Here is a 19,900-nt window from a genome sequence, read left to right as displayed (position 1 = left end):
GTGTTTGTATCGTTATATGAAACAACAAGGGGGATTGCACAATTCGCAAACCCCTTGTTTAGCATTTTAATATAATGGCAGAGAAATCTCTATAGAAGTCCCATGATCTATTTTTGAAAAAATGGTACAATTCCCGCCAATCAAATGCATTCTTTCACACATGGCGGCAAGCCCGCTCAGCTTATTCATGGCGGCTTCAACCTCAAATCCTTTCCCTGAATCTTTTATCATGATTAATAACATGCTTTTTTCCCATTTGAATAGTATACTTGCTTTTGTTGTATCAGCATACCTTGCTATATTCACCAATGCTTCTTGGCAGACCCTGAAAAGTGTAATGCTATCTCTATCAGAGATTTGCGATTCAATTCCCAGATTCTCCATCTCAACCTCAATACCATAGGTTGAGGTGTATATTTTCATGTAGCTTTTAATAGCTGAAATAAGCCCAAAAGTCGTAAGGGTAGGAGGATGCAATTCTACAGCCAAAAGCCTGATTTCTTGAATTGCCTTCTCCAATAGCTGTTTCATATCACCTGCATAAATTCTCATGGCAGGCTGTTCGATTGCCGTTTCAATGAGCTGCATTCCGGAAAAGAGACTGGAAAGGGACTGCCCCACACCTTCATGAAGCTCCATCGCAATTCTTTTAATCTCTTCTTCATGTGTTTGTATGATATAAGAACTGATGTTGTTTTTAAGTGGCTGAGTATTCATTCCCACCCTCCTTTTTCAATTGTCGCTGATTATTGGCCATTCAAAATGCGGCATGCTCCCCCAATTACACTTTCGGCAGAGTGGTGAGAAAACTGACGTATACCTTTTTTCCCACCTGAAACCTAGCATTAGAACTTCTAGTTCTTGAAAACTCCAATTCAGCCTTCAAATCAATCATTTCATGCGCCAGTTCATTTTATGCTTTTTTCACTCTATGACTTGAAATGTCACTAAACATACCTGCATATTGAACGACATCCCCCGCATCATTCTTTATCGAACTAATGGTCAGCCATTGCAGATATTGCTGTCCATCCTTTCGGCTATTCCAGATTTCACCTTGCCAAAATCCATTTATCTCAATGGATTTCCACAAATCCTCATAAAAAGTTCGAGACTGTTTACCCGACTTAAGTATACTAGGGTTCTTACCAATTACTTCATTTTCCTGATAACCCGTAATACTGCAAAACGACGGGTTTACTGAAATGATCTTACCGGTGGTATCGGTAATTAGAATCCCTTCTATTGTATGATCGATCACTTCTTTGGCAAGCCCCATTTTGCCTTGGAAATACATCCAAACAACTAAAATCAAACTTGCAAGGGCAACTTCCGACAACGCCATGAACCCGATTGCATAATGTCCTGTGATATTGAATAACAAGGATAAAATTAATGGCGGAAAAAAACCACCCAAACCGCCCATAGCGGAAACGATCCCATTCACAATACCAGCCTGCTTTTGGAAATACATCGGCACCAGTTTAAAAATAACACCATTTCCCATTCCGGCACATAGGGCAATACTCAAACAGCCAATAGTGTACCAGCCAATTGATGGAGCAAAGGATAGGATCATCGCTGAAACTGTATACACTCCAAAAACGAACATGAGCAGAATGAGGGAATGAAAACGATCTGCAAGCCATCCGCCAATTGGTCTCATAAGGGTAGCAAGTACAATAAAGCCTGCTGTCCTTAAACCGGCATCAACCTTATCCAATCCAAAGTTAGCTACAAGAAAATTTGGCAGATAGATAGTAAATGCAACAAAAGAACCGAATGTTATAAAGTAAAATAAACTTAGCAGCCATAGTTTTTCATTTTTGTAGACACTCTTCACTTGTTCTAAAAGCGGTGTTTTTACTTTCAGCTCTTTTTTATCCCCTAACAGAAAGTTACCTGCGATAAAGACCGCCAAAATCACAAGGTAAAGCTGTACAGTTGTTGACCAGCCAAAATTCTCAGCTACAACGGGTGCTGCAAAAGCCGATACTGCCGTGCCAAGGTTTCCAGCACCGTAAATTCCGTTTATAAAACCATGACGTTCCTTTGGATAATACTTCGGTAAAGAGGTTACTCCAACTGAGAATACGGCTCCTCCAATACCAAGGAAAAGTCCTCCAATCAACAAATCGACAAGGGAATCGGCAATGCTGATATAATAAACAGGGAACAATAGTAACATAAAGCTAATCAGAAAAATTTTCCTGGCTCCGAACTGATTGGCGTAAAAGCCAAGGGGGATACGAAGTACAGATCCCAAAATGACCGGAACGGCTGTCACCAGGGCAAGCTGACTCTCCGGTATAGCAATATCTTCTTTAATAAAGGGCATCAGGGAAGAAATTAATACCCATACCATAAATCCGACTATTAAGTTTAAAGTCTGTAATGGAAGCTGTATTTTCTTAATCATTCTGATCACTCTCTCTTCTAATTACATATTGTAAACCCGTGTTTGCGTCAAAAGCTGACCACTCATTTTTATTTCGAACCATATTGCATGTCAGGGGAACAGCGAAAAAATTTAGGTAATCAAAATAAATGCGTAAATGGGTCATGTCAGGACAAATCTCCACCCTATCTATCTTTTTAGTAACAAAAGGCGCTTTATCCTGCCCATCATCATCCAAGATTGCCACTCTGGCTTTTTCCGAGACTAATGATTGTATACCGTCCAAATTAATGTGTCCCACATGTATTGCACCCTCTCTTTGCACTGTATACATTCATTTGAAAACCCTGCAAATATTCCCAGAATGTATCTTCTGCATGATTCTCGATAAATTCAATAGTTTCCACTACAGACTCCCAATTGCTCATTCCCTTTACTTCGGCAACTACAATATCGGCCCCATCTATTGACTTTTCATCTAAATACCAGTTAAGACGGACATCTTTAAAAAGGTCTGAAAGGAGCTTATCGATTTCAGCAGCAAAATTTCCAGTTGCTTCTTTTACAAAACAAAAATCAAAGTATGTTTCACTGTTCATTTGATTCACGCCTTTTCGTTTTTCGTTTTTTTATAAGTAAATAACGCTAAGGGAAACACCACTATGTTTAATCCCCCAAATATTAGTACATTTATATAATTTTCATAATAAAATTGGTGAACCATAAATTGGGTAAATACAATATTCATCATCAAGAAAGCACAAAGCAACGCGACACCGATGTACTTAAACTTCATAACGCTTCACCCTTACAGCGTATACTGCGCCATTTTCAACTTTCACTTGAATTTCAGGCAGGGGCCTCCTTGGAGGTCCGGCAGTTGGAGCACCTGTTTCAACATCAAATTTCCCATGATGGCAAGGACAGATCATTTCACCTTCTTCTTTCACCCAAAATACCGGGCAACGAAGATGTGTGCATGCATTTTGGTATGCTACGTATTTCGTTTCAGACAATCTGATCAAAATGGCATCATCATGATCCCCTGGAAATTTAAACTCCACTGCGTCACCAATTGGAAGTCCGCTTACATTAGTTATTTTTTTGTGAGGATACTCCTTTTCCCCAAGACCCATCAATTCTTTAGCCGCAATCGCTCCCCAAGGAAGGGATGAAATCGCGAATACTCCTGCAGCTCCCACTAGTGTTTTCATGAACCCTCGTCTGTCGAGCTTTCTTTCATTATCCCGTTCAATATTATGGGTGTAATTATCTTCATTAAAGGGGATTTTATTATTTTTATCCGACGGCATATAAATCCCTCCTAAAATAGCTTTTCAATTCCTTGTAAAATACCAGGCAAATTTACCTTAACGTTCGTTTCACTTTCAAGATAAGGCAGGCTACTCACCCATTTTCCATTATCTAGATTAAATTGTTTTTTTCTATTTCCAATTTCCTCATCGGTGAGCCACTGAAGTGTGTTGGATGGACAAACACTTGCACACATTGGCGGGATACCGTTTTTTGTCCGGTCAATACATAAATCGCATTTATACATTAAGTTTTGCTCTGTGTCAAATTTTGGTATTCCATACGGACAAGCGATCGTACAGTTTTGGCAGCCAATACATTTTTCAACTAGAGCTGATAAGACGGCCCCTGTCTCATGTATTTGGATTGCCTGGGCAGGACAACTTCTTGCACAGGCCGGATTCACACAATGGAGGCACATAAGAGGCATCGTCTGCCGATTGACCAGAGGGTTTACATCATAAACGTAGTTCCTGTTCCGCTCTTCATGACCTCCGCATTGTGTACAAGCAGTAAGGCATGACCGGCATCCTATGCAGTTTTCAAGTTCTAAATAGAGCCTCTTTTTCATTTATTGCACCTTCTTTATTTCGACTTTTTCCATTTGAGCCGCACAGACCTTAAACTCCGGCATACGGGATATTGGGTCAAGCGCTGCAATCGTTAATAGGTTGATAGATTGCTCGTGCCCAAAGTGGTATGGAACAAATACAGTGTCCTTACGAATTGCCTCTGTAATTTTCACTTTATAGATTGCCTCGCCTCTCCGGGTGTACAGGCGGACCTTATCCTCATGGTCCATATTGTATTTTTTTGCTGTTTCCGGATGCACTTCGACGTATGGCTCCGGGCACATATCACGCAGAAACTGGATTCTTCTCGTCTGGTTTCCAGATAAGTAGTGGTAAACGACACGACCGGTTGTTAAACGAAGTGGATATTTTCCATCTGGCTCTTCAGCAGGGGGACGGTAAGGAAGCGCACAAATTTTCGCTTTCCCGTCTGCGTGATAGAATTTTTTATCCAGGAACATATGCGGCGTTCCCATATCATTTTCATCCTTACAAGGCCAAAAAACTCCGTCCTGTTTGTCGATCTTATCCCATGTAGCACCATAATAATCGGCATATCCTCCTTTACTAGCCAGTCTGAATTCATCAGCTATATCTTTTGCTGTTTTCAAATGGGAAAAGTATTTTCCTTTTCCAAGACGTTCTGCAAGTTCTACTTGTATTTGCCAGTCGGGCTTAGATTCACCGATTGGTTCTTGTGCCTTATTTATCTTAATAATTCTTCCTTCAAGGTTAGTAACTGTTCCTTCATCTTCTGACCACGTTACAGATGGCAGAATCACATCCGCAAACTCCGCTGATTCAGAAAGATAGAAATCCGAACACACCATAAAATCAAGATTTTTCATCGAAGTTCTGACGAAATTCAGATTCGGAGCAGATACTGCAGGATTAGAACATAGCAGATACAGTCCGCGAATCGTTTTTTGTTCCATCAACTCAAACATTTCATATGCAGATACACCCGGCTGGGGCATTTCTTCAGGAGTGATTTTCCATACTTTACAAACTTCTGCTACATGTTCAGGGTTTGTAATTTTACGGTATCCTGGCAATAAATCGGCTTTCTGGCCATGCTCCCGTCCCCCTTGCCCGTTTCCTTGACCGGTGAATGTCGCTACACCAGACTTTGGCCGTCCGATTTTACCTGTCACAAGCGCCAAGTTTGTATATCCAGATACATTGTCAACTCCCTTATGCTGCTGTTCAATTCCACGTGCGAACATGACAACTGCATTTGGTGATTTCCCATAAATTTCTGCTGCACGAATGATTTTTTTCGATGCCACACCTGTAAGCTCACTCGTATATTCCGGTGTAAATTCTTTTACAAGTTCTTTTGTTTCTTCAAACCCGTTCGTATGATTATTAATGAATTCTTCGTCTGCATAACCGTTTTGAATTAATAGATTTAAGATTCCATTAGCAAGGGCAAGATCCGTTCCCGGTTTCAAGTCAAGATGAACATCTGCTCTTCTCGCAATAGGAGTTTCACGGGGATCTGCCACGATAATGTACCCTCCTCTTTCTTGTACGTTCCAAACACGGAACATAGAAGTTGGATGGCATTCTGCTGTGTTGCTTCCTGCAATAAATAAGCAATCTGTTTCATGAATATCAGTCCAAGGTAATGTTGAACCTCTATCAACTCCAAAAGAACGAAGGAATCCCCCGGCTGCACTCGACATGCAAAATCGGCCATTATAATCGATGTAGCGAGTTCCAAGAGCCACACGTGCAAATTTCCCTGTTAAATAGCATTTTTCATTTGTCATTGATACCCCGCTGAAAACGGATAATGAATCTTTTCCATATTTAACTTGAAGTTCCCTGAACTTATTTGCGATTAAATCATACGCCTCATTCCAGCTTGCTTCACGGAAACCTTCCTTTGTTCCCTTTAATGAAGCATCATCACGAATAAGCGGTTTTAAAATACGATCATCATGATTCGTCTGCTGGTAAGCTGTAACCCCTTTTGGACACATTTTCCCTACGGTTACAGGCCAGTCATAACGGGGTTCAACCCCAATGATTTTATTCGTCGCTACATTTACCCTTAAATTCATTCCGCACTGCATTCCGCAATAAGCACAATGGGTTTTGACCAATGTTTCATTCGGGTGTACCACATTACTTTCTGCTTTAAAAAACTTATCCTTTTGCATCCTGGTTTGCCTCCTTAACTTTTACTTCATGGATGGGGAACCCAGAAAATTGGGCAATCCTGTATTTTCTTCGACAAGGAAGGCACATTTCAGCGAGATGGTGGCCTTCTTTCGCTTGGAATTCTATATCATTCCTGCCGAGTACCTCTATGACATCTTTTGATTGTTCTGTTGAAACAAACTCATTACCGCATACTTTGCATCCTTTCATGGATTGTTCCGCATAATGTTCTCTGTAGTTTCTTGCAAATACACTCATTGGGCGGAAAGGTATGTGCGCAAGTTTTCCAAACGGAAGATAAATCAATGTAATGATGACTGACCATTGGTGAATCAGTGACATGGCCTGCATTCCTGCACCATGCATAAAAATGTTCATGAACGTTAGTGCCAATCCTGTAACGCTGACCAATAACAGCATGAATAATGGAAGGAAGTCATACATGAATTGTTGCTCTGCCCTTGCCTGCATATTTTTCAAACGGCGATAAAGGGCCATGCATACTCCGGAAATGACCATCACTGCTGTTATGTTCAGTGCGTTATATGATAACTTCGCAATGAGCCCATCAGCTGGCACTGTCATTACTTGGATCCCCATTGCGATGATGTTGTAGTAACCGTTCTCGTCCATTGTGAAGTACATCCATCCAAATACTAGAGGAAAGGTCACGAAGCAGGAAAGAATGCAGCCCCAGCCCATAAGAACGTGCTGTGTCCATCGGTAAATTCCCCTGTTCCAGATGAAATTGTATGTTGCTAAATGTTCAACTGTTGTTTTGGGCGTTGATTTTCTTAAGAGAATTTTGATTCCTTTTTTTATAAAAACCTTTGTTGGCGGCCTTTCCCCCCAAGCGATAAATCTGTAAAAGAAACCCCCAATAAAAATAAACGTCCCCACCATATAGCCATAAAGGTTTAAATCCACGTGTGTAAACATTCTCGTACCTATAAACGATAAGAATACAAGTCCGCAAACTGCTAGAAACATAGACTTTGCAAAATGTGATGCAAAAGCATCATCAATCGATTTTCCTGTTTTTTGATTTACGGCGACTTTTGCCTGCATTATTATTCCTCCTCATTACAAACAATTACCATACCCTTATTGTAAGATCTTGTCTGATTGTTCGATATCGGGGAACTTCCCCATCCTTTTGGAAAAATCCCCTTAACTTTTTTTAAATAAACAGAAATTCAGACGTCAGAATGGTGATTAGTCCATATTTCCTTCACTCTAATTTCATAACTTCTTATTTGGGATTGGGGTAATAATGTAAATAAGTAATTATGAGGATGTTGGGTTTCAAGATTTTTTTGAAGAAAAAATGCATGTCAACCTCTCCTCACTTTCGAATTGCAAACCGGTTTTGGAAGACATTATTGGACATAGTGGAAGAAAGGGACCTTCTTTATCATGAACTTTGTTTAATGAAACAAAAAAGAAAGCACTCTTTAAGAGTACTTTCTCCAGTTTGCAGACATAAGGTCAACGGTAATCCATATGTGTTTCAGCTTCTTCAATCGTTTTACACATAGAACGAATATCGAAGGTATAATGAATGAAAAATAAGCGTCCTACCTCTGAATACATATCTTTCACCAAGTCATAAATGAAAGTGAAGTCAAGGAAGCCTCAATTTTACCAACCAATATGGTTCGGTGGCACCAGTTGATCTAAAGTAATCATTTCAAGTTGATCTCGCTGAATAGAATCATGTTTAGAAAGCATCCTCTTCACCTCAAGTTTTAATAGACCTATTTTAAAACAAAAATGACTCTAGGCAAAAGTGTTCTATCTAAAAGGTAAAACAAAATTGATTGGAGCGGGTGTTCGAGACTCCAGCGGGAAAAGCGTGTCCAGGGGAGACCCCGCAGGCGAAAGCCGAGAAGGCTCCCGGACCGCCCGCGGAAAGCGAGCCTTACGTTCCAATCAACGTCAAATTGTACAAGCTATAAAAAAATGTAGACAAACTCGATTTTCATCGAGTTTGCCTACAGTCTGTTAATTGTAGAAGCATTATATATCCAGCCATTTTTTCAAGGCCAATGAAATTGAAACCTTCAATTCCTTCAATTGCCGTTCTTTTTGAAGGAACAGCCGTTCAGCCTCCTTTAAATTCACCCGTGAGAACTGAATCGATTCCCCTGGTTTAACCTGAGCGATAATTGGTAAATCCGCCGTAATCACCTGAGCTATCTTAGGATATCCGCCCGTTGTTTGGCTATCTGAAAGGAGGATGATCGGATTTCCATCTGGAGGAACCTGAACTGACCCATTTGTAACCGCTTCAGATAATAACTCCCCATTATCCTTTAATTTCAGTGCAGGGCCCGATATTCTATATCCCATGCGGTCGGATTGATTGGAAACTTTAAATAACCTCTCTACAAAACTATCTTTACTTGAATCTGTGAAATATTCATATTGGCTTCCATCGATGAAACGGATGTGAGGTTTTCCTCCTGGCATGAACTCCTTCTCATTGACAAACCACTTTGGGAAGGTAAATGAACCTTTAAACGTTCGATCATCAAGATTCATCGAAGGTTCATTAAACTGCAAGACATCGTCAGCCTTTAATGCCCTCCCCATATAGCCGCCAATCTCAGCCCTTAGATATGTGCTTTTACTCTCCATAATTTCAGGAATAGCAAAGCCTCCCGCTACAGTTAAGTACGCCCTGCAACCTGATTTACACCCTTCAAATCGAAGAATCGATCCATTTTTCACAAGAATGGGCTTCCACATCGGTACCACCTTATTATCAAGTGTAGGTGATAAATTTCCACCTGTTATCGAAATCAGGCAATTTTTCTCTACTTTAATGGTCGGACCCATTAAAGTAATTTCCAAGGCCGCTTCTCCTTCTTCATTGCCAACCAACATATTGGCAATTCGTAAAGAATGTGCATCCATCGCGCCGCTTACAATCACCCCATGTTGCTTGAATCCTTTTCTTCCAAGATCCTGTATACTGGTCAATAAACCCGGTTTGATTACGCGCAGGCTCACTGTATCCCCTCCTTAAGAATCATTTCTTTATATTCTTGATCCGTAATCGGATGGAACTTCACAATGTCCCCTGCATGTAATAGACTTGGAGGATTTACATTCGGTAAAAATAGTTTGGTTGGCGTTTGTCCGATCAATTGCCATCCACCAGGCGTTGATATGGGATATACTCCCGTTTGCATACCGGCAATCCCTACTGCCCCTGCCGGAATGGTCATTCGGGGAGAGGAACGCCTAGGTGTCGCGATGTTCTCTGAAAGTCCGCCAAGAAACGGGAAACCCGGTGCGAACCCAATCATATAAGCCAAATATTCACCGGTTGAATGAATATGAATGACTTCATCAGTAGTCAAATCATTATAGCGTGCAACATATTCCAAATCGGGTCCATATTCATACCCATAGCACACGGGAATGGTAACCGTTCGATGTATCAGTTTCTTATCTTCTTTTAAATCCTGTAATTTCATTTCCAAGATGGAACGGACCACTTCAAAGGGAGATATGGTTTCATTACCATTGCTTTTATTTTGTTCCTTATAAATAACCAGTGGATCATAAAAAACCGTCAAATTGGTATAAGCCGGTACACATTCTATAAACCCTGCAAAAGGTTCATCTTCCAGCAAATCCTTTAACAATTTTATTTTTTTGTGAACGCTGTATTCCATTCCATTCCCGAATGTTATCACGATTGCGGAATCGCCTAATGGAGAAAGTGTACATGCAGTTTTATTCAAAAGCTTTTCCGGCATAGGAATCATCTCTTTCTGTCAGTTATAAAACTCCTAATTTTTCATCACGAATGTCCGTTATGAACATATATCCAGGTGCATGCGTGATCATGATCTCCGGTTTAGTTTCCATAGCAATGGATTGAGGTGTTACACCACATGCCCAAAATACTGGGACTTCCCCTTCACGAATCGTTACTGGATCACCAAAATCCGGATGCTGAATGCTGGAAACACCGATCACTTCAGGGTCGCCAATATGGATTGGAGCGCCATGAACGGCCGGAAACCGCGATGTCACTTGAGCTGCCCTCACCACATCCTTTTGTGGAATCGGCCTCATGCTAGCCACCATTTTCCCATGAAAAATCCCTGCTTCAATACAAGGGATATTGGTTTTATACATTGGTACATTGCATCCCTCTTCAATATGACGAATCGATATTTCATTGTTTAAAAGGGCGTGTTCGAATGTAAAGCTGCACCCAATTAAAAATCCAACCATATCCTCTTCCCAGTAGTTTGAGATATCCGTTACTTCTTCCACTAATTCTCCATATTTATATACCCTATATTTCGGAATATCGGTGCGGATATCCCCAGACCTCGCTGCAAATGCGGGAATGGGTGAACCAATTTCCGTAACATCCAGCAATGGACAGGATTTAGGGTTACGCTGACAGAATAATAAGAAATCAAAAGCATGCTCTTTTTTTAAGATGGCTAAGTTCGCTTGTGCATAACCGTTAGCCATGCCAGCGGTCGGCTTTATCAATTCGTTGTTTCGAATCATTGAACGCAACTCAGCCGGGGTAGCTTGAGAAAGGTCGATCATTAGTATTCATCTCCTATTACGAAGTGGAAGAAAGTGACAAACCGGCACGCCATTTCCACCTATATTTATTGGATTTTCTTTCATTGATCATTAAAAAAGTGCTGGCAGTTGTTTCATTAATGTATATACGCCCATCAACGCCATGATGACAACCACGAATACACCGGAAATCGTTAACCATAAAGGATGCTTATAATCACCCACGATATTTTTCTTATATGCGGCAATAAGCAATGTTCCAAGAGCAATTGGTAAAATCAGTCCATTAATGGCCCCAACTATAAGCAATACTTTAACCGGTTGGCCAATCAATAGAAAGCAAATGGTCGATACGGCTATAAAGCCAATGATTATCCAGTTTGCCTTATTATTTATCTTTTCGCTGAAAGTTCTGATAAATGAAACCGAAGTATATGCCGCTCCAACAACAGAAGTGATCGCTGCAGCCCACATGACGACACCAAAGATTTTATATCCTATATCACCGGCAGCGAGCTGAAAAACGGAAGCTGCAGGGTTACCCGGATCAATTTGTAAACCTTTCGATACAACACCAAGTACTGCAAGAAATAACGCAACGCGCATGACTGTCGTGATCAATATCCCCATTACCGAGCTCTTCGTGACCTGAGGTAATGAGTCAACGCCCTTCACTCCTGCATCCAATAGACGATGGCCCCCCGCAAAAGTAATGTAGCCGCCTACAGATCCGCCCACTAATGTAACGATGGCGATAATATCGATTTTATCAGGGGCAAAGGTCTTCACTACCGCTTCTCCTACAGGAGGAGAGGTTGTCCAAGCAACGTAAATCATCAAACAAATCATGAAAAATCCAGCGATTTGCGTAAAACGGTCCATCGCTTTTCCTGCTTCTTTCACTACAAAAATCAGTACAGCAATGACTGCGCTTATTGCCGCCCCCGTAGTTGGGGATATTCCCGTCATCGCATTCAGACCTAATCCGGCTCCTGCTATATTTCCAATATTAAATGCCAGCCCGCCCATGACGATCAGTGCTGCCAGTACATAACCCAGCCCAGGAAGGACCATGTTTGCAATCTCTTGACCCCGCTTTTCGGATACAGCAATAATCCGCCATACATTAGTTTGGGCAAATATATCAAGAATGACCGAAATAAGGATAACGAAACCGAAACTTGCCGCAAGGCTTTGGGTATAAACGGTCGTTTGCATTAAAAAACCTGGTCCAATTGCCGATGTTGCCATTAGGAATGCTGCACCTAACAATAAAGTGCGGTTCGTTTTTGGCTTAGTCAAATTCTTTTTCTGTGCTGTTGTATTTTTGATTGGCTCCAATGGAATCTTCCTCCTGATTGTTTAGTTTTTTTCAAGAAAAGGACTTGACTGTTATTTCAGATAATTGCAAATATTCCCTAACATGCCGTGCAAAGGATAAAGCATGTGCCCCGTCCCCGTGAATACAAATGGTATCTGCTTTTAAAGCCACATCTGAGCCTTGCTGGGACAGTACCTTCCCTTCCTTCACCATGCGAATGACTTGGGCAACCGCAACATCATCGTTTTCAATCAGTGCGTCCTTTTCCAAGCGGGAAGTCAATGAACCATCATGTTGGTAGGTGCGATCGGCAAATACTTCACTCCCTGTTTGCAATCCGATAGCCTGTCCGGCGCGTATTAATTCACTGCCCGACAAACCAAATAAGATAAGTTCGGGATTCACTTTATATACCGCTTCGGCAATGGCCATGGATAATTCCTTGTTCTTTGCGGCCATATTGTACAAAGCCCCATGCGGTTTCACATGCTGCATACTTCCGCCTTCGGATTGCAGGAAGCCATTTAATGCTCCAATTTGATAGACGACAATATCATAAGCTTCCTGTGGTGAAATATTCATATTGCGTCTGCCAAATCCTATTAAATCCTGTAAACCTGGGTGGGCTCCGATTTTGACATCTTTCCCTAAAGCAAGCTGAACCGTTTTTCTCATGACTGTCGGATCACCAGCGTGGAATCCACAAGCTACATTGACAGATGTTACATAATCTAAAATTTCTTGATCATTACCCATCCGGTAAGCGCCAAAACTTTCTCCTAAATCACAATTCAAATCAACCTTGTTCATACTACCCTCTCCTTTAATAACGGAAATTTTAGTAAACCATAAAAATATGTAAGTACTCTTTCAATCAATATAATGCACACGTTCCGAAATTCGGAACCACAGTTTCATATTTCGGAATATTCTCATTCTAGCATATTTTAATTATTTCGACAATATTTTGTTAGAAAACCTAACATTACAGTTTGATACAAAAAAGCCGTTGTTTCCTTTGTAAGAAAGCAACGGCCATGATTACAGCTTTTAAGTTTGGAGTCTATTAATTCAAAATCGGTTAATCGAAAACAATGAAATATCTTCCTTGGTCGTACCGGAGATAATCAAGTCACTCAAAATTTCTCCCATGACACTGCTGAACTTAAAACCGTGTCCAGAGAAACCTGCGGCTATAGCAATATGTGGATAATAAGGATGTTTATCCACTATAAAATGCTCATCAGGGGTCATGGTATAAATGCAAGTTTTCCCATATTTCATTTTTTGATCAGCAGGCATATATTGCCCTAAAAACCTCATCAAATCTCCTTCATCCTCATCCAATTCACCAAAACCCTTGATACAGCCATCAGGATTGATCCGCTGTCCTCCATCATGTCTCCCTATTTTCAGTCCAGAACCATTTATACTAGGAAAGCCATAATATGTACCAACTGAAGTCTCAAAAGTAAAAGCCGGAAAATCATTATGATTATATAATTTTTCATTTGCATGAAACCAGGCAAATGTTTTTCTGATGGGTTCCAGCGGGAGATTCAAATCTAACATCGCCAATATTTTCGGTGCCCACGCCCCAACTGTGACCACTAAAGACTCCGAGTGGAATGTCTGTTCATCCGTTATAACCGTGACCCCGTTACCATGAGCAACTATCTTCCTTACTTCACTGTTTACAATGATGTCGGCACCATGGGATTTCGCAAGTTGTTGATACGCCCTTAAGCACTCTTCACTTTTCAACACACCCGAAGTCGATTCATAGCACCCAATGTAGTCTTCCGGCAGTGTTATTCCTGGCCACCTATCATGAATTTCATGGTAATCCAATATTTTCATAGGTAAACCATATTCCTTTGATCCTGCTTTCACTTGTTTAATGAAAGTGGAATTCTGGCTTCCGGCATTCAGGACCCCCGTTGGAAGAAATAATGGTTGCCCTGAAATTCTTTCCAATTCACCCCAAAGCTTTTGTGATTTAAGTGCCAAGGAAACATACTCCCTGCCTTCACCATAAGCATGCCTAATAATTCTTGTTTCCCCGTGATGGCTCCCCTTATTATGAGGAGGAGCAAAGGAGTCCAATAATAATACTTTTTGTCCTTTTTTTGATAGATAATAACCTGAAGACATACCCATGGATCCAGCTCCAATTACAATTACATCATAATGCATCTTTCATCCCTCCTCCTTTAAATATGGTCCTTCATTTTAAAAAAAGGAAGCCATTTTACCTTATAAAATAAAGTAAAACAGCTTCCACATGGTTTTAGAACTCTATTTCCCCAATCTCCCTTTCAACGAGCTTCACTATTTCCCCTTCATGAATTTGCCTATAAATCGCTTCAATGTCAGGATGAAAAAAGCGATCTTCTTCAACCATCGGGACTTCGCTCCGAACTAAATGATATACCTCCTCCGTAACCGGTGACGGTTTCAAAGGTAGATGAAAATCCATTGCTTGCGTTGCCGTCATCAGTTCAATGGCTAAAATATATTCAAGTTTCTTCGAAATCCGATATGCTTTCCTCGAAGCAAAATAGGCAAAACTTATCACGTCTTCTTGATTTGCACATGTAGGGATATTATCTATTGTCGCTGGATGCGAGAGCACCCTGATTTCATTTAATAGCCCGGCAGCTGTATATTGCGGAATCATGTAGCCGCTATTTAAACCTGGATTAACCACTAAGAAATTAGGTAATTCACTAAGGTGATGGTTTACAAGGCGATCTATTCTGCGTTCTGCTATTTTTGCTAAGTTTGCTAACGCTATGGATATCGCATCAGCATAAATCCCAACAAATGAACCATCAAAATTCCCAGCCATCAGGCCAATTCCATCTTCCTCTTCAGGAAAAATCAGAGGATTGTCACTTACAGAGTTCATTTCATTCTCGATTGATACAGCAGCGTCTTTCAATACTCTTTTTATGGCTCCATGGACTTGTGGAATGCATCGTAAGCTAAGTGCATCTTGTAATCTATGTTCCTTGTATGTATCAATGATTTGGCTGCCTTCAAGAATCCTTGATACATTTCTGGCTGTCTTAGCCTGTTCCTCATGTTTTTTCAATGAGTGGGGACGAGGATCAAATGCTTTTATAGTACCTTTCAGCACTTCTAAGGACATGGCTCCCGTAATGTCAGCGGTTTTCGCCGCCTGCATGCTATTGTATAAAGCCAGGGCAGCCATCGCGGTGACGGAAGTAGTCCCGCTTGTAAGTGCCAATCCTTCTTTAGCACCTAACGTAACAGGTGCTAATCCCGCTTTCCTTAAAGCTTCCATGCCAGGTATGAGCTCATCTTCATACCATGCCTCCCCTTCACCCATCACCACTAAGGCCATGTGAGCTTCTGGAGAAAGATACCCCACTGACCCATCACCTGGAACAAACGGAATGATATCGTGATTTAATAGTGAAGCAATTAGATTTAATACCTGTAAACGAACTCCTGAATACCCTTGGCCTAAATTCACTAGTATCATCAACTGAATGGCCCTTACGACTTCTTTTTCAAGAGTTTCCCCAACAGAAACGGCATGTGAACGAACAATATTCCGTTGAAGGGTTTCTGCGTCCTTTGGAGAAATCACCTCGGTCATATTACTGCCAAAACCCGTAGTTACACCATAAATCAATCGATTTTCATCTAAAAACTTGTCTATTAAGCTACGTGATTTATTCACCCTATCACAATATGTTTGTGTAAAGGAAACCATCGCCCCATATCTTGCAACCGCAATTACCTCTTCGATTGAGATTTCACCATCACCTAGTACAACCTCTTTAATATCCTTCGGTTGTAAACAATCGGCAGTTGTCATCCTTATACATCTCCTCTCCTATGACTTATCAAGAAGGAGAAAAAAGTTTTGGTCCTTCTCATTTATTTACTGGAAGTTATCTTATGTTATTTTTTCATTTTTCGTAAAGGGAATTTCGGTTCCTTTCGGAGAATTCTCCGTTTCTAGCAATGGGTCACTTGCTTCATGTAATGAAAGATTCTTCGTTTCAGGTGCCCAGGCTATCGATACGATCAAGCCCACCAGCAGAATGGCTGCCATTCCTGCCATTGAGGCACTTAATCCGAATGAACTTAAAGAAACAGGCAGCAGAAATGTTCCAATCGCAGAACCAATCCGACTAATTGCCGTAACCATACCTATTCCCGAGCCACGGATTTCAGTTGGAAAAAGCTCTGCTGGGTATACTAGTGTAAGGTTCGATGCTGCTGACATGAAAAAAGTAAAGATCAAGAAGGCTATCAACATTAAGAATTGAGAACCATTGTGTAAGAAGCTGAGTGAAAACAATGAAACAGTAAGTATCGTGAAGGCCCCGATGGTAAATCCTCTACGAGAAAATTTTGCTAGCAGCCAAAGACCAATAATTGCCCCAACAAGCAAGAATAGATTTAACATGGTATCGGCAAAAAAGTTCTGTTCAAACCCCATTGTACTAAGGATGGAAGGCAGGAAAGTATAAATGGCAAAGTATGGAATAACGAGAGTCAATTTGAATATTCCACCAAAAGCCAACCGCTTACGAAGCCTTTTACTGAAAAGCCCACGAAACCCCAGAGTCTTTTGATTTTCTGTGCCAGTCGCCGTTTCTCCCATTTCAACGTTCGCTCCAAGGTGTTTTTTTACAATTTGGCGAGCTTCTTCGACACGTCCCATGCTGACAAGCCACCTTGGTGATTCAGGCGTTCCTATTCTTAAGATTAAAACCACAATTGCCGGAATGGCTGCGCTGACAAGCATCCAACGCCATGAGTCTGAACCAACCTGGCCCAAGTAATGACCAACAAAGTTTGATGCAACATATCCAAGCGTCCACACTACGTTTATAGACGCGAGGAGCGAGGAGCGATACTTTTTGGGAGAAAACTCGGCAAGCAAAGTCGTACCTACAGCGTAATCCCCTCCAAGTCCAAAACCAATCAGCAACCGTAAAATAAAAAGCTCTTCCGGGCTGCTAACAAAAAATTGTAAAATGGTAGCTACCGTGATGAGTAAAAAGTTTACGAGAAAGATTTTCTGTCGGCCTACACGGTCAGAAAGTCTTCCAAGTATTAAAGATCCCGCAAACAGACCGATTAAAGCAGAGCTGCCGATCAGCCCTGTCCACAATGAATTCATATTCATCTGAGGCCCGAATACTGTCAGGGCCATCGCAATGATCCCTAGAGAATAGCCATCACAAAAACTGGAACCGAATGTGAGTCCTGCAATTCGAAAATGAAACCTATTAAACGGGGCATCGTCAATCGTGAATTTTTGTTCGTTCAAAGAATCTCCTCCATTTTTTGATTTATCAGATATATTGATTCAAAAAAAAACACCAGAACTGTAACACGCTTGAGTGGCGAAGAAATTGAATGGAACGATTAAGGTTAATACTATAAAAAAATTTAGCAAAGAATATTATAAAAATATACTCTTTTTATAAACTATATCAAATCATTCTACCTTTTAATTTCTATCTAATATATGAAAATATAGTTTAAGATTCAATCAATTGTTTATCATTGAAATAAATGACTTCACTAAGGATTTTACAGCCTTCCATTACCTCAAATCTATCCCTTGCTTCCTTTTCTGTGCTAAACTCAAACATTTTTATGCCATTTTTCGAATGGATAGTGATTATCCACATAAAACTCCCTCCACATGGAAGATTCATTTCCACGAATTCCTTAAAACACTTTCATTTAATCTCACTGTAAAGTGGTAAAGTGTTTAGTGCTGCCAATGGGTAGGATGATAAACCACCATCCTACTATTCAACACCATTACAAATGGATAAATACTTCTAAAAGCCCAATTCATCTGCTGAAATGGGTAGATATTGACTTAAGATCAAGGCCTGATCTTTTTTAGTGATTCTTAAAGGTCAGTTTTTAGAATCACTCTTCAAAAATGGCGTTAAAGAGGGTTTTTACTCGACAAATTCATGCTCACGGCTATTATTTTATCCTTTGAACCGCATGGGCTCTCATAAAAGTAGGAACTAGATCAATCGGATGCTCCTCTTGTAAACTTCTTCTGAAAGTGAAATACATAATCCGTAATCAATATACATCCATTTATGCCTTATCTTAGCTAACCATATTATTGGTGGTTTCCGATGAGTTACCTTGTTTGCCAGGCTTCACGAAAACCATGGCTATCATGCCAATCGTGACGGCTATTGATGCTGCAATAAACATGGCATTATATCCATATATGGCGACAAGACTTCCTGTTAAGGTAGGGGCAATAATGGTAGCCAGATTGGCAATGAAATGAGTTACCCCGCCAAATGTACCAGCTTTATTCGGTTCTGTATCCAGAACCACGATCCAATAAATGGAATTAGGTAAATAATTAAAGGCATTTCCTATACACATTAAAGCAAGTACGGCCGCCGCACTCTCGACAGTCGGAATCAACATAAAACATACAGCAGTACAAAATAAGGAGACTACTGTGAACCAAGATCTGGCAATACGTAAATTCCCTGTTTTCCTGCGTAATATATCCGAGATTTTACCACCTAATAATCCAGTGATAATAGCTCCTACCCAGGGAATCATACCAATATATGAAAGAGAAGAAAGTGAATAATTAAATTCATCTTGCAGATATTTTGGGGTCCATGTAAGTAATAAAATATTTACATATAAAAAGGCAAAATATCCAATTGCATTAAATACTAACGTAGGGTTCTTAAAAAAATGGTACCATGGTACATTTATTTGTTCGTCTAATTTCGTCTCACCTTTTATTAAAATATCTGCTCTTCGAATTTCTTCGAGTTCGGTTTTCGAGACTCTTGGATGATCTTCAGGTAAGTTTGTAAATACTTTGTTCCAGATTACTACCCAAATAAAGCCTAATATACCGAGAATAACAAATGTTACTTTCCAGTTAGTGAATGTTAGAAGACCTACTACGATGGGTGCAGTAATTAATGCTCCAATTGGCGTTCCAACTAATCCAAGTGCTACAGCAAACCCTTTTTCTTTAGGAGATACCCAGTTTGCCATCGTTCGGTTCATCGTTGATAAGGTAGGTCCTTCAGCTAAACCAAATAAAACACGAAACACCGCAAATCCTGCCAAGGCAGAGCCTCCAAATAATGCTGCACCTATGTGACCTGCGAAGATTGTCCCAATTTCAAAAAAAGACCACGTAGTTCCGGCAATGATCCACATGAATTTAGGACCTTTCTTATCTGCTAAAGCACCACCAAATAGTGCACCGAATATATAACCATATCCAAAATACCCCAGTATGGCTCCCCAACTTACTGGATCTAAATTGAACTCCTTGATTATTTCAGCTTGGGCATATGAAAGTGCACCTCTATCAATATAATTTATGATTGTAATAACAATAATCATAAAAATGATAAAATAACGATAGTTATTTCTCAACATGTAATCACTCCTTGATGTAAGTTAGAGAGCAGCAATACTGACTGAATTTAAACATAAAAAAACAGTAATCTTAAAACCCTGAAACTAGTCTGCATTATGCAGCCTGTAATAAAT

At 40.4% G+C, this 19,900-nt stretch carries 18 protein-coding genes; all 18 read right to left on the bottom strand.

The genetic code is table 11. The features are described 5' to 3' along the window. Nucleotides 1-66 precede the first annotated feature (66 nt). Nucleotides 67-717 carry a sensor histidine kinase gene (locus ACJ9PY_RS10695; protein ID WP_106026544.1) on the bottom strand — a complete coding sequence of 217 codons (651 nt, stop codon included), beginning with the start codon at nt 715-717 and terminating at the stop codon, nt 67-69. A 196-nt stretch (nt 718-913) separates the two neighbouring features. Then, nucleotides 914-2,419 carry an MFS transporter gene (locus tag ACJ9PY_RS10690; protein ID WP_098864609.1) on the bottom strand — a complete coding sequence of 502 codons (1,506 nt, stop codon included), beginning with the start codon at nt 2,417-2,419 and terminating at the stop codon, nt 914-916. Next, a complete protein-coding gene (locus ACJ9PY_RS10685; RefSeq protein ID WP_411739979.1) occupies nt 2,412-2,699 on the bottom strand; it encodes a hypothetical protein in 288 nt (95 codons plus the stop codon). The genes ACJ9PY_RS10690 and ACJ9PY_RS10685 overlap by 8 nt, the downstream gene beginning before the upstream one ends. Continuing rightward, complete coding sequence (locus ACJ9PY_RS10680) at nt 2,686-2,997, bottom strand: hypothetical protein (RefSeq protein WP_054396283.1); 312 nt, start codon at nt 2,995-2,997, stop codon at nt 2,686-2,688. Before ACJ9PY_RS10680 ends, ACJ9PY_RS10685 begins: the two co-directional genes overlap by 14 nt. Nucleotides 2,998-3,183: 186 nt before the next feature. Continuing rightward, nucleotides 3,184-3,711 (bottom strand): Rieske (2Fe-2S) protein, encoded by a 528-nt coding sequence (locus ACJ9PY_RS10675; RefSeq protein WP_034312622.1) that lies wholly within the window; start codon nt 3,709-3,711, stop codon nt 3,184-3,186. 11 nt (nt 3,712-3,722) lie between these two features. After that, nucleotides 3,723-4,283 carry a 4Fe-4S dicluster domain-containing protein gene (locus ACJ9PY_RS10670; protein ID WP_411739978.1) on the bottom strand — a complete coding sequence of 187 codons (561 nt, stop codon included), beginning with the start codon at nt 4,281-4,283 and terminating at the stop codon, nt 3,723-3,725. Beyond that, nucleotides 4,284-6,452 (bottom strand): molybdopterin oxidoreductase family protein, encoded by a 2,169-nt coding sequence (locus ACJ9PY_RS10665; RefSeq protein WP_411739977.1) that lies wholly within the window; start codon nt 6,450-6,452, stop codon nt 4,284-4,286. Then, the gene (locus ACJ9PY_RS10660; protein WP_411739976.1) at nt 6,439-7,521 is read right to left on the bottom strand and encodes a hypothetical protein; all 1,083 of its coding nucleotides are present in this window, start codon (nt 7,519-7,521) and stop codon (nt 6,439-6,441) included. Before ACJ9PY_RS10660 ends, ACJ9PY_RS10665 begins: the two co-directional genes overlap by 14 nt. 951 nt (nt 7,522-8,472) lie before the next feature. Next, nucleotides 8,473-9,468, bottom strand: a complete 996-nt coding sequence (locus tag ACJ9PY_RS10655) for a biotin-dependent carboxyltransferase family protein (RefSeq protein WP_411739975.1) — start codon at nt 9,466-9,468, stop codon at nt 8,473-8,475. Next, entirely contained in the window at nt 9,465-10,223 is a 759-nt protein-coding gene (pxpB, locus tag ACJ9PY_RS10650; RefSeq protein WP_411739974.1) for a 5-oxoprolinase subunit PxpB, read from the bottom strand. The genes ACJ9PY_RS10655 and pxpB overlap by 4 nt, the downstream gene beginning before the upstream one ends. A 22-nt stretch (nt 10,224-10,245) precedes the next feature. After that, nucleotides 10,246-11,037 (bottom strand): putative hydro-lyase, encoded by a 792-nt coding sequence (locus ACJ9PY_RS10645; RefSeq protein WP_063576514.1) that lies wholly within the window; start codon nt 11,035-11,037, stop codon nt 10,246-10,248. Between the two features lie 90 nt (nt 11,038-11,127). Further along, the gene (locus ACJ9PY_RS10640) at nt 11,128-12,267 is read right to left on the bottom strand and encodes an NRAMP family divalent metal transporter (RefSeq protein WP_106026592.1); all 1,140 of its coding nucleotides are present in this window, start codon (nt 12,265-12,267) and stop codon (nt 11,128-11,130) included. A gap of 121 nt (nt 12,268-12,388) precedes the next feature. Further along, nucleotides 12,389-13,147, bottom strand: coding sequence for a 5-oxoprolinase subunit PxpA (gene pxpA / locus ACJ9PY_RS10635; RefSeq protein ID WP_411739973.1), 759 nt, complete (start codon nt 13,145-13,147; stop codon nt 12,389-12,391). A 261-nt stretch (nt 13,148-13,408) separates the two neighbouring features. Beyond that, the gene (gene solA / locus ACJ9PY_RS10630; protein WP_411739972.1) at nt 13,409-14,533 is read right to left on the bottom strand and encodes an N-methyl-L-tryptophan oxidase; all 1,125 of its coding nucleotides are present in this window, start codon (nt 14,531-14,533) and stop codon (nt 13,409-13,411) included. 94 nt (nt 14,534-14,627) lie between these two features. Next, a complete protein-coding gene (gene hutH / locus ACJ9PY_RS10625; RefSeq protein ID WP_411739971.1) occupies nt 14,628-16,187 on the bottom strand; it encodes a histidine ammonia-lyase in 1,560 nt (519 codons plus the stop codon). Between the two features lie 81 nt (nt 16,188-16,268). Continuing rightward, nucleotides 16,269-17,654 (bottom strand): MFS transporter, encoded by a 1,386-nt coding sequence (locus ACJ9PY_RS10620; RefSeq protein ID WP_411739970.1) that lies wholly within the window; start codon nt 17,652-17,654, stop codon nt 16,269-16,271. Nucleotides 17,655-17,868: 214 nt separating this feature from the next. Then, complete coding sequence (locus ACJ9PY_RS10615) at nt 17,869-18,021, bottom strand: hypothetical protein (protein ID WP_164468791.1); 153 nt, start codon at nt 18,019-18,021, stop codon at nt 17,869-17,871. Between the two features lie 442 nt (nt 18,022-18,463). Then, nucleotides 18,464-19,786 carry an MFS transporter gene (locus ACJ9PY_RS10610; RefSeq protein ID WP_411739969.1) on the bottom strand — a complete coding sequence of 441 codons (1,323 nt, stop codon included), beginning with the start codon at nt 19,784-19,786 and terminating at the stop codon, nt 18,464-18,466. Between the last annotated feature and the right edge of the window lie 114 nt (nt 19,787-19,900).

This window comes from Peribacillus sp. S4 (genome assembly GCF_046715815.1).
In the GTDB taxonomy this organism is placed as follows: domain Bacteria; phylum Bacillota; class Bacilli; order Bacillales; family DSM-1321; genus Peribacillus; species Peribacillus frigoritolerans.
This window is presented reverse-complemented; position numbering and strand designations above follow the sequence as displayed.

Bases quoted from the DNA above. Each gene is read 5' to 3' on its own strand.
- ACJ9PY_RS10695 (WP_106026544.1), bottom strand. From the start codon at position 717: ATGAATACTCAGCCACTTAAAAACAACATCAGTTCTTATATCATACAA.
- ACJ9PY_RS10690 (WP_098864609.1), bottom strand. From the start codon at position 2,419: ATGATTAAGAAAATACAGCTTCCATTACAGACTTTAAACTTAATAGTC.
- ACJ9PY_RS10680 (WP_054396283.1), bottom strand. From the start codon at position 2,997: ATGAACAGTGAAACATACTTTGATTTTTGTTTTGTAAAAGAAGCAACT.
- ACJ9PY_RS10675 (WP_034312622.1), bottom strand. From the start codon at position 3,711: ATGCCGTCGGATAAAAATAATAAAATCCCCTTTAATGAAGATAATTAC.
- ACJ9PY_RS10670 (WP_411739978.1), bottom strand. From the start codon at position 4,283: ATGAAAAAGAGGCTCTATTTAGAACTTGAAAACTGCATAGGATGCCGG.
- ACJ9PY_RS10665 (WP_411739977.1), bottom strand. From the start codon at position 6,452: ATGCAAAAGGATAAGTTTTTTAAAGCAGAAAGTAATGTGGTACACCCG.
- ACJ9PY_RS10660 (WP_411739976.1), bottom strand. From the start codon at position 7,521: ATGCAGGCAAAAGTCGCCGTAAATCAAAAAACAGGAAAATCGATTGAT.
- pxpB (WP_411739974.1), bottom strand. From the start codon at position 10,223: ATGCCGGAAAAGCTTTTGAATAAAACTGCATGTACACTTTCTCCATTA.
- ACJ9PY_RS10645 (WP_063576514.1), bottom strand. From the start codon at position 11,037: ATGATCGACCTTTCTCAAGCTACCCCGGCTGAGTTGCGTTCAATGATT.
- ACJ9PY_RS10640 (WP_106026592.1), bottom strand. From the start codon at position 12,267: ATGGCAACATCGGCAATTGGACCAGGTTTTTTAATGCAAACGACCGTT.
- pxpA (WP_411739973.1), bottom strand. From the start codon at position 13,147: ATGAACAAGGTTGATTTGAATTGTGATTTAGGAGAAAGTTTTGGCGCT.
- solA (WP_411739972.1), bottom strand. From the start codon at position 14,533: ATGCATTATGATGTAATTGTAATTGGAGCTGGATCCATGGGTATGTCT.
- hutH (WP_411739971.1), bottom strand. From the start codon at position 16,187: ATGACAACTGCCGATTGTTTACAACCGAAGGATATTAAAGAGGTTGTA.
- ACJ9PY_RS10615 (WP_164468791.1), bottom strand. From the start codon at position 18,021: ATGTGGATAATCACTATCCATTCGAAAAATGGCATAAAAATGTTTGAG.
- ACJ9PY_RS10610 (WP_411739969.1), bottom strand. From the start codon at position 19,786: ATGTTGAGAAATAACTATCGTTATTTTATCATTTTTATGATTATTGTT.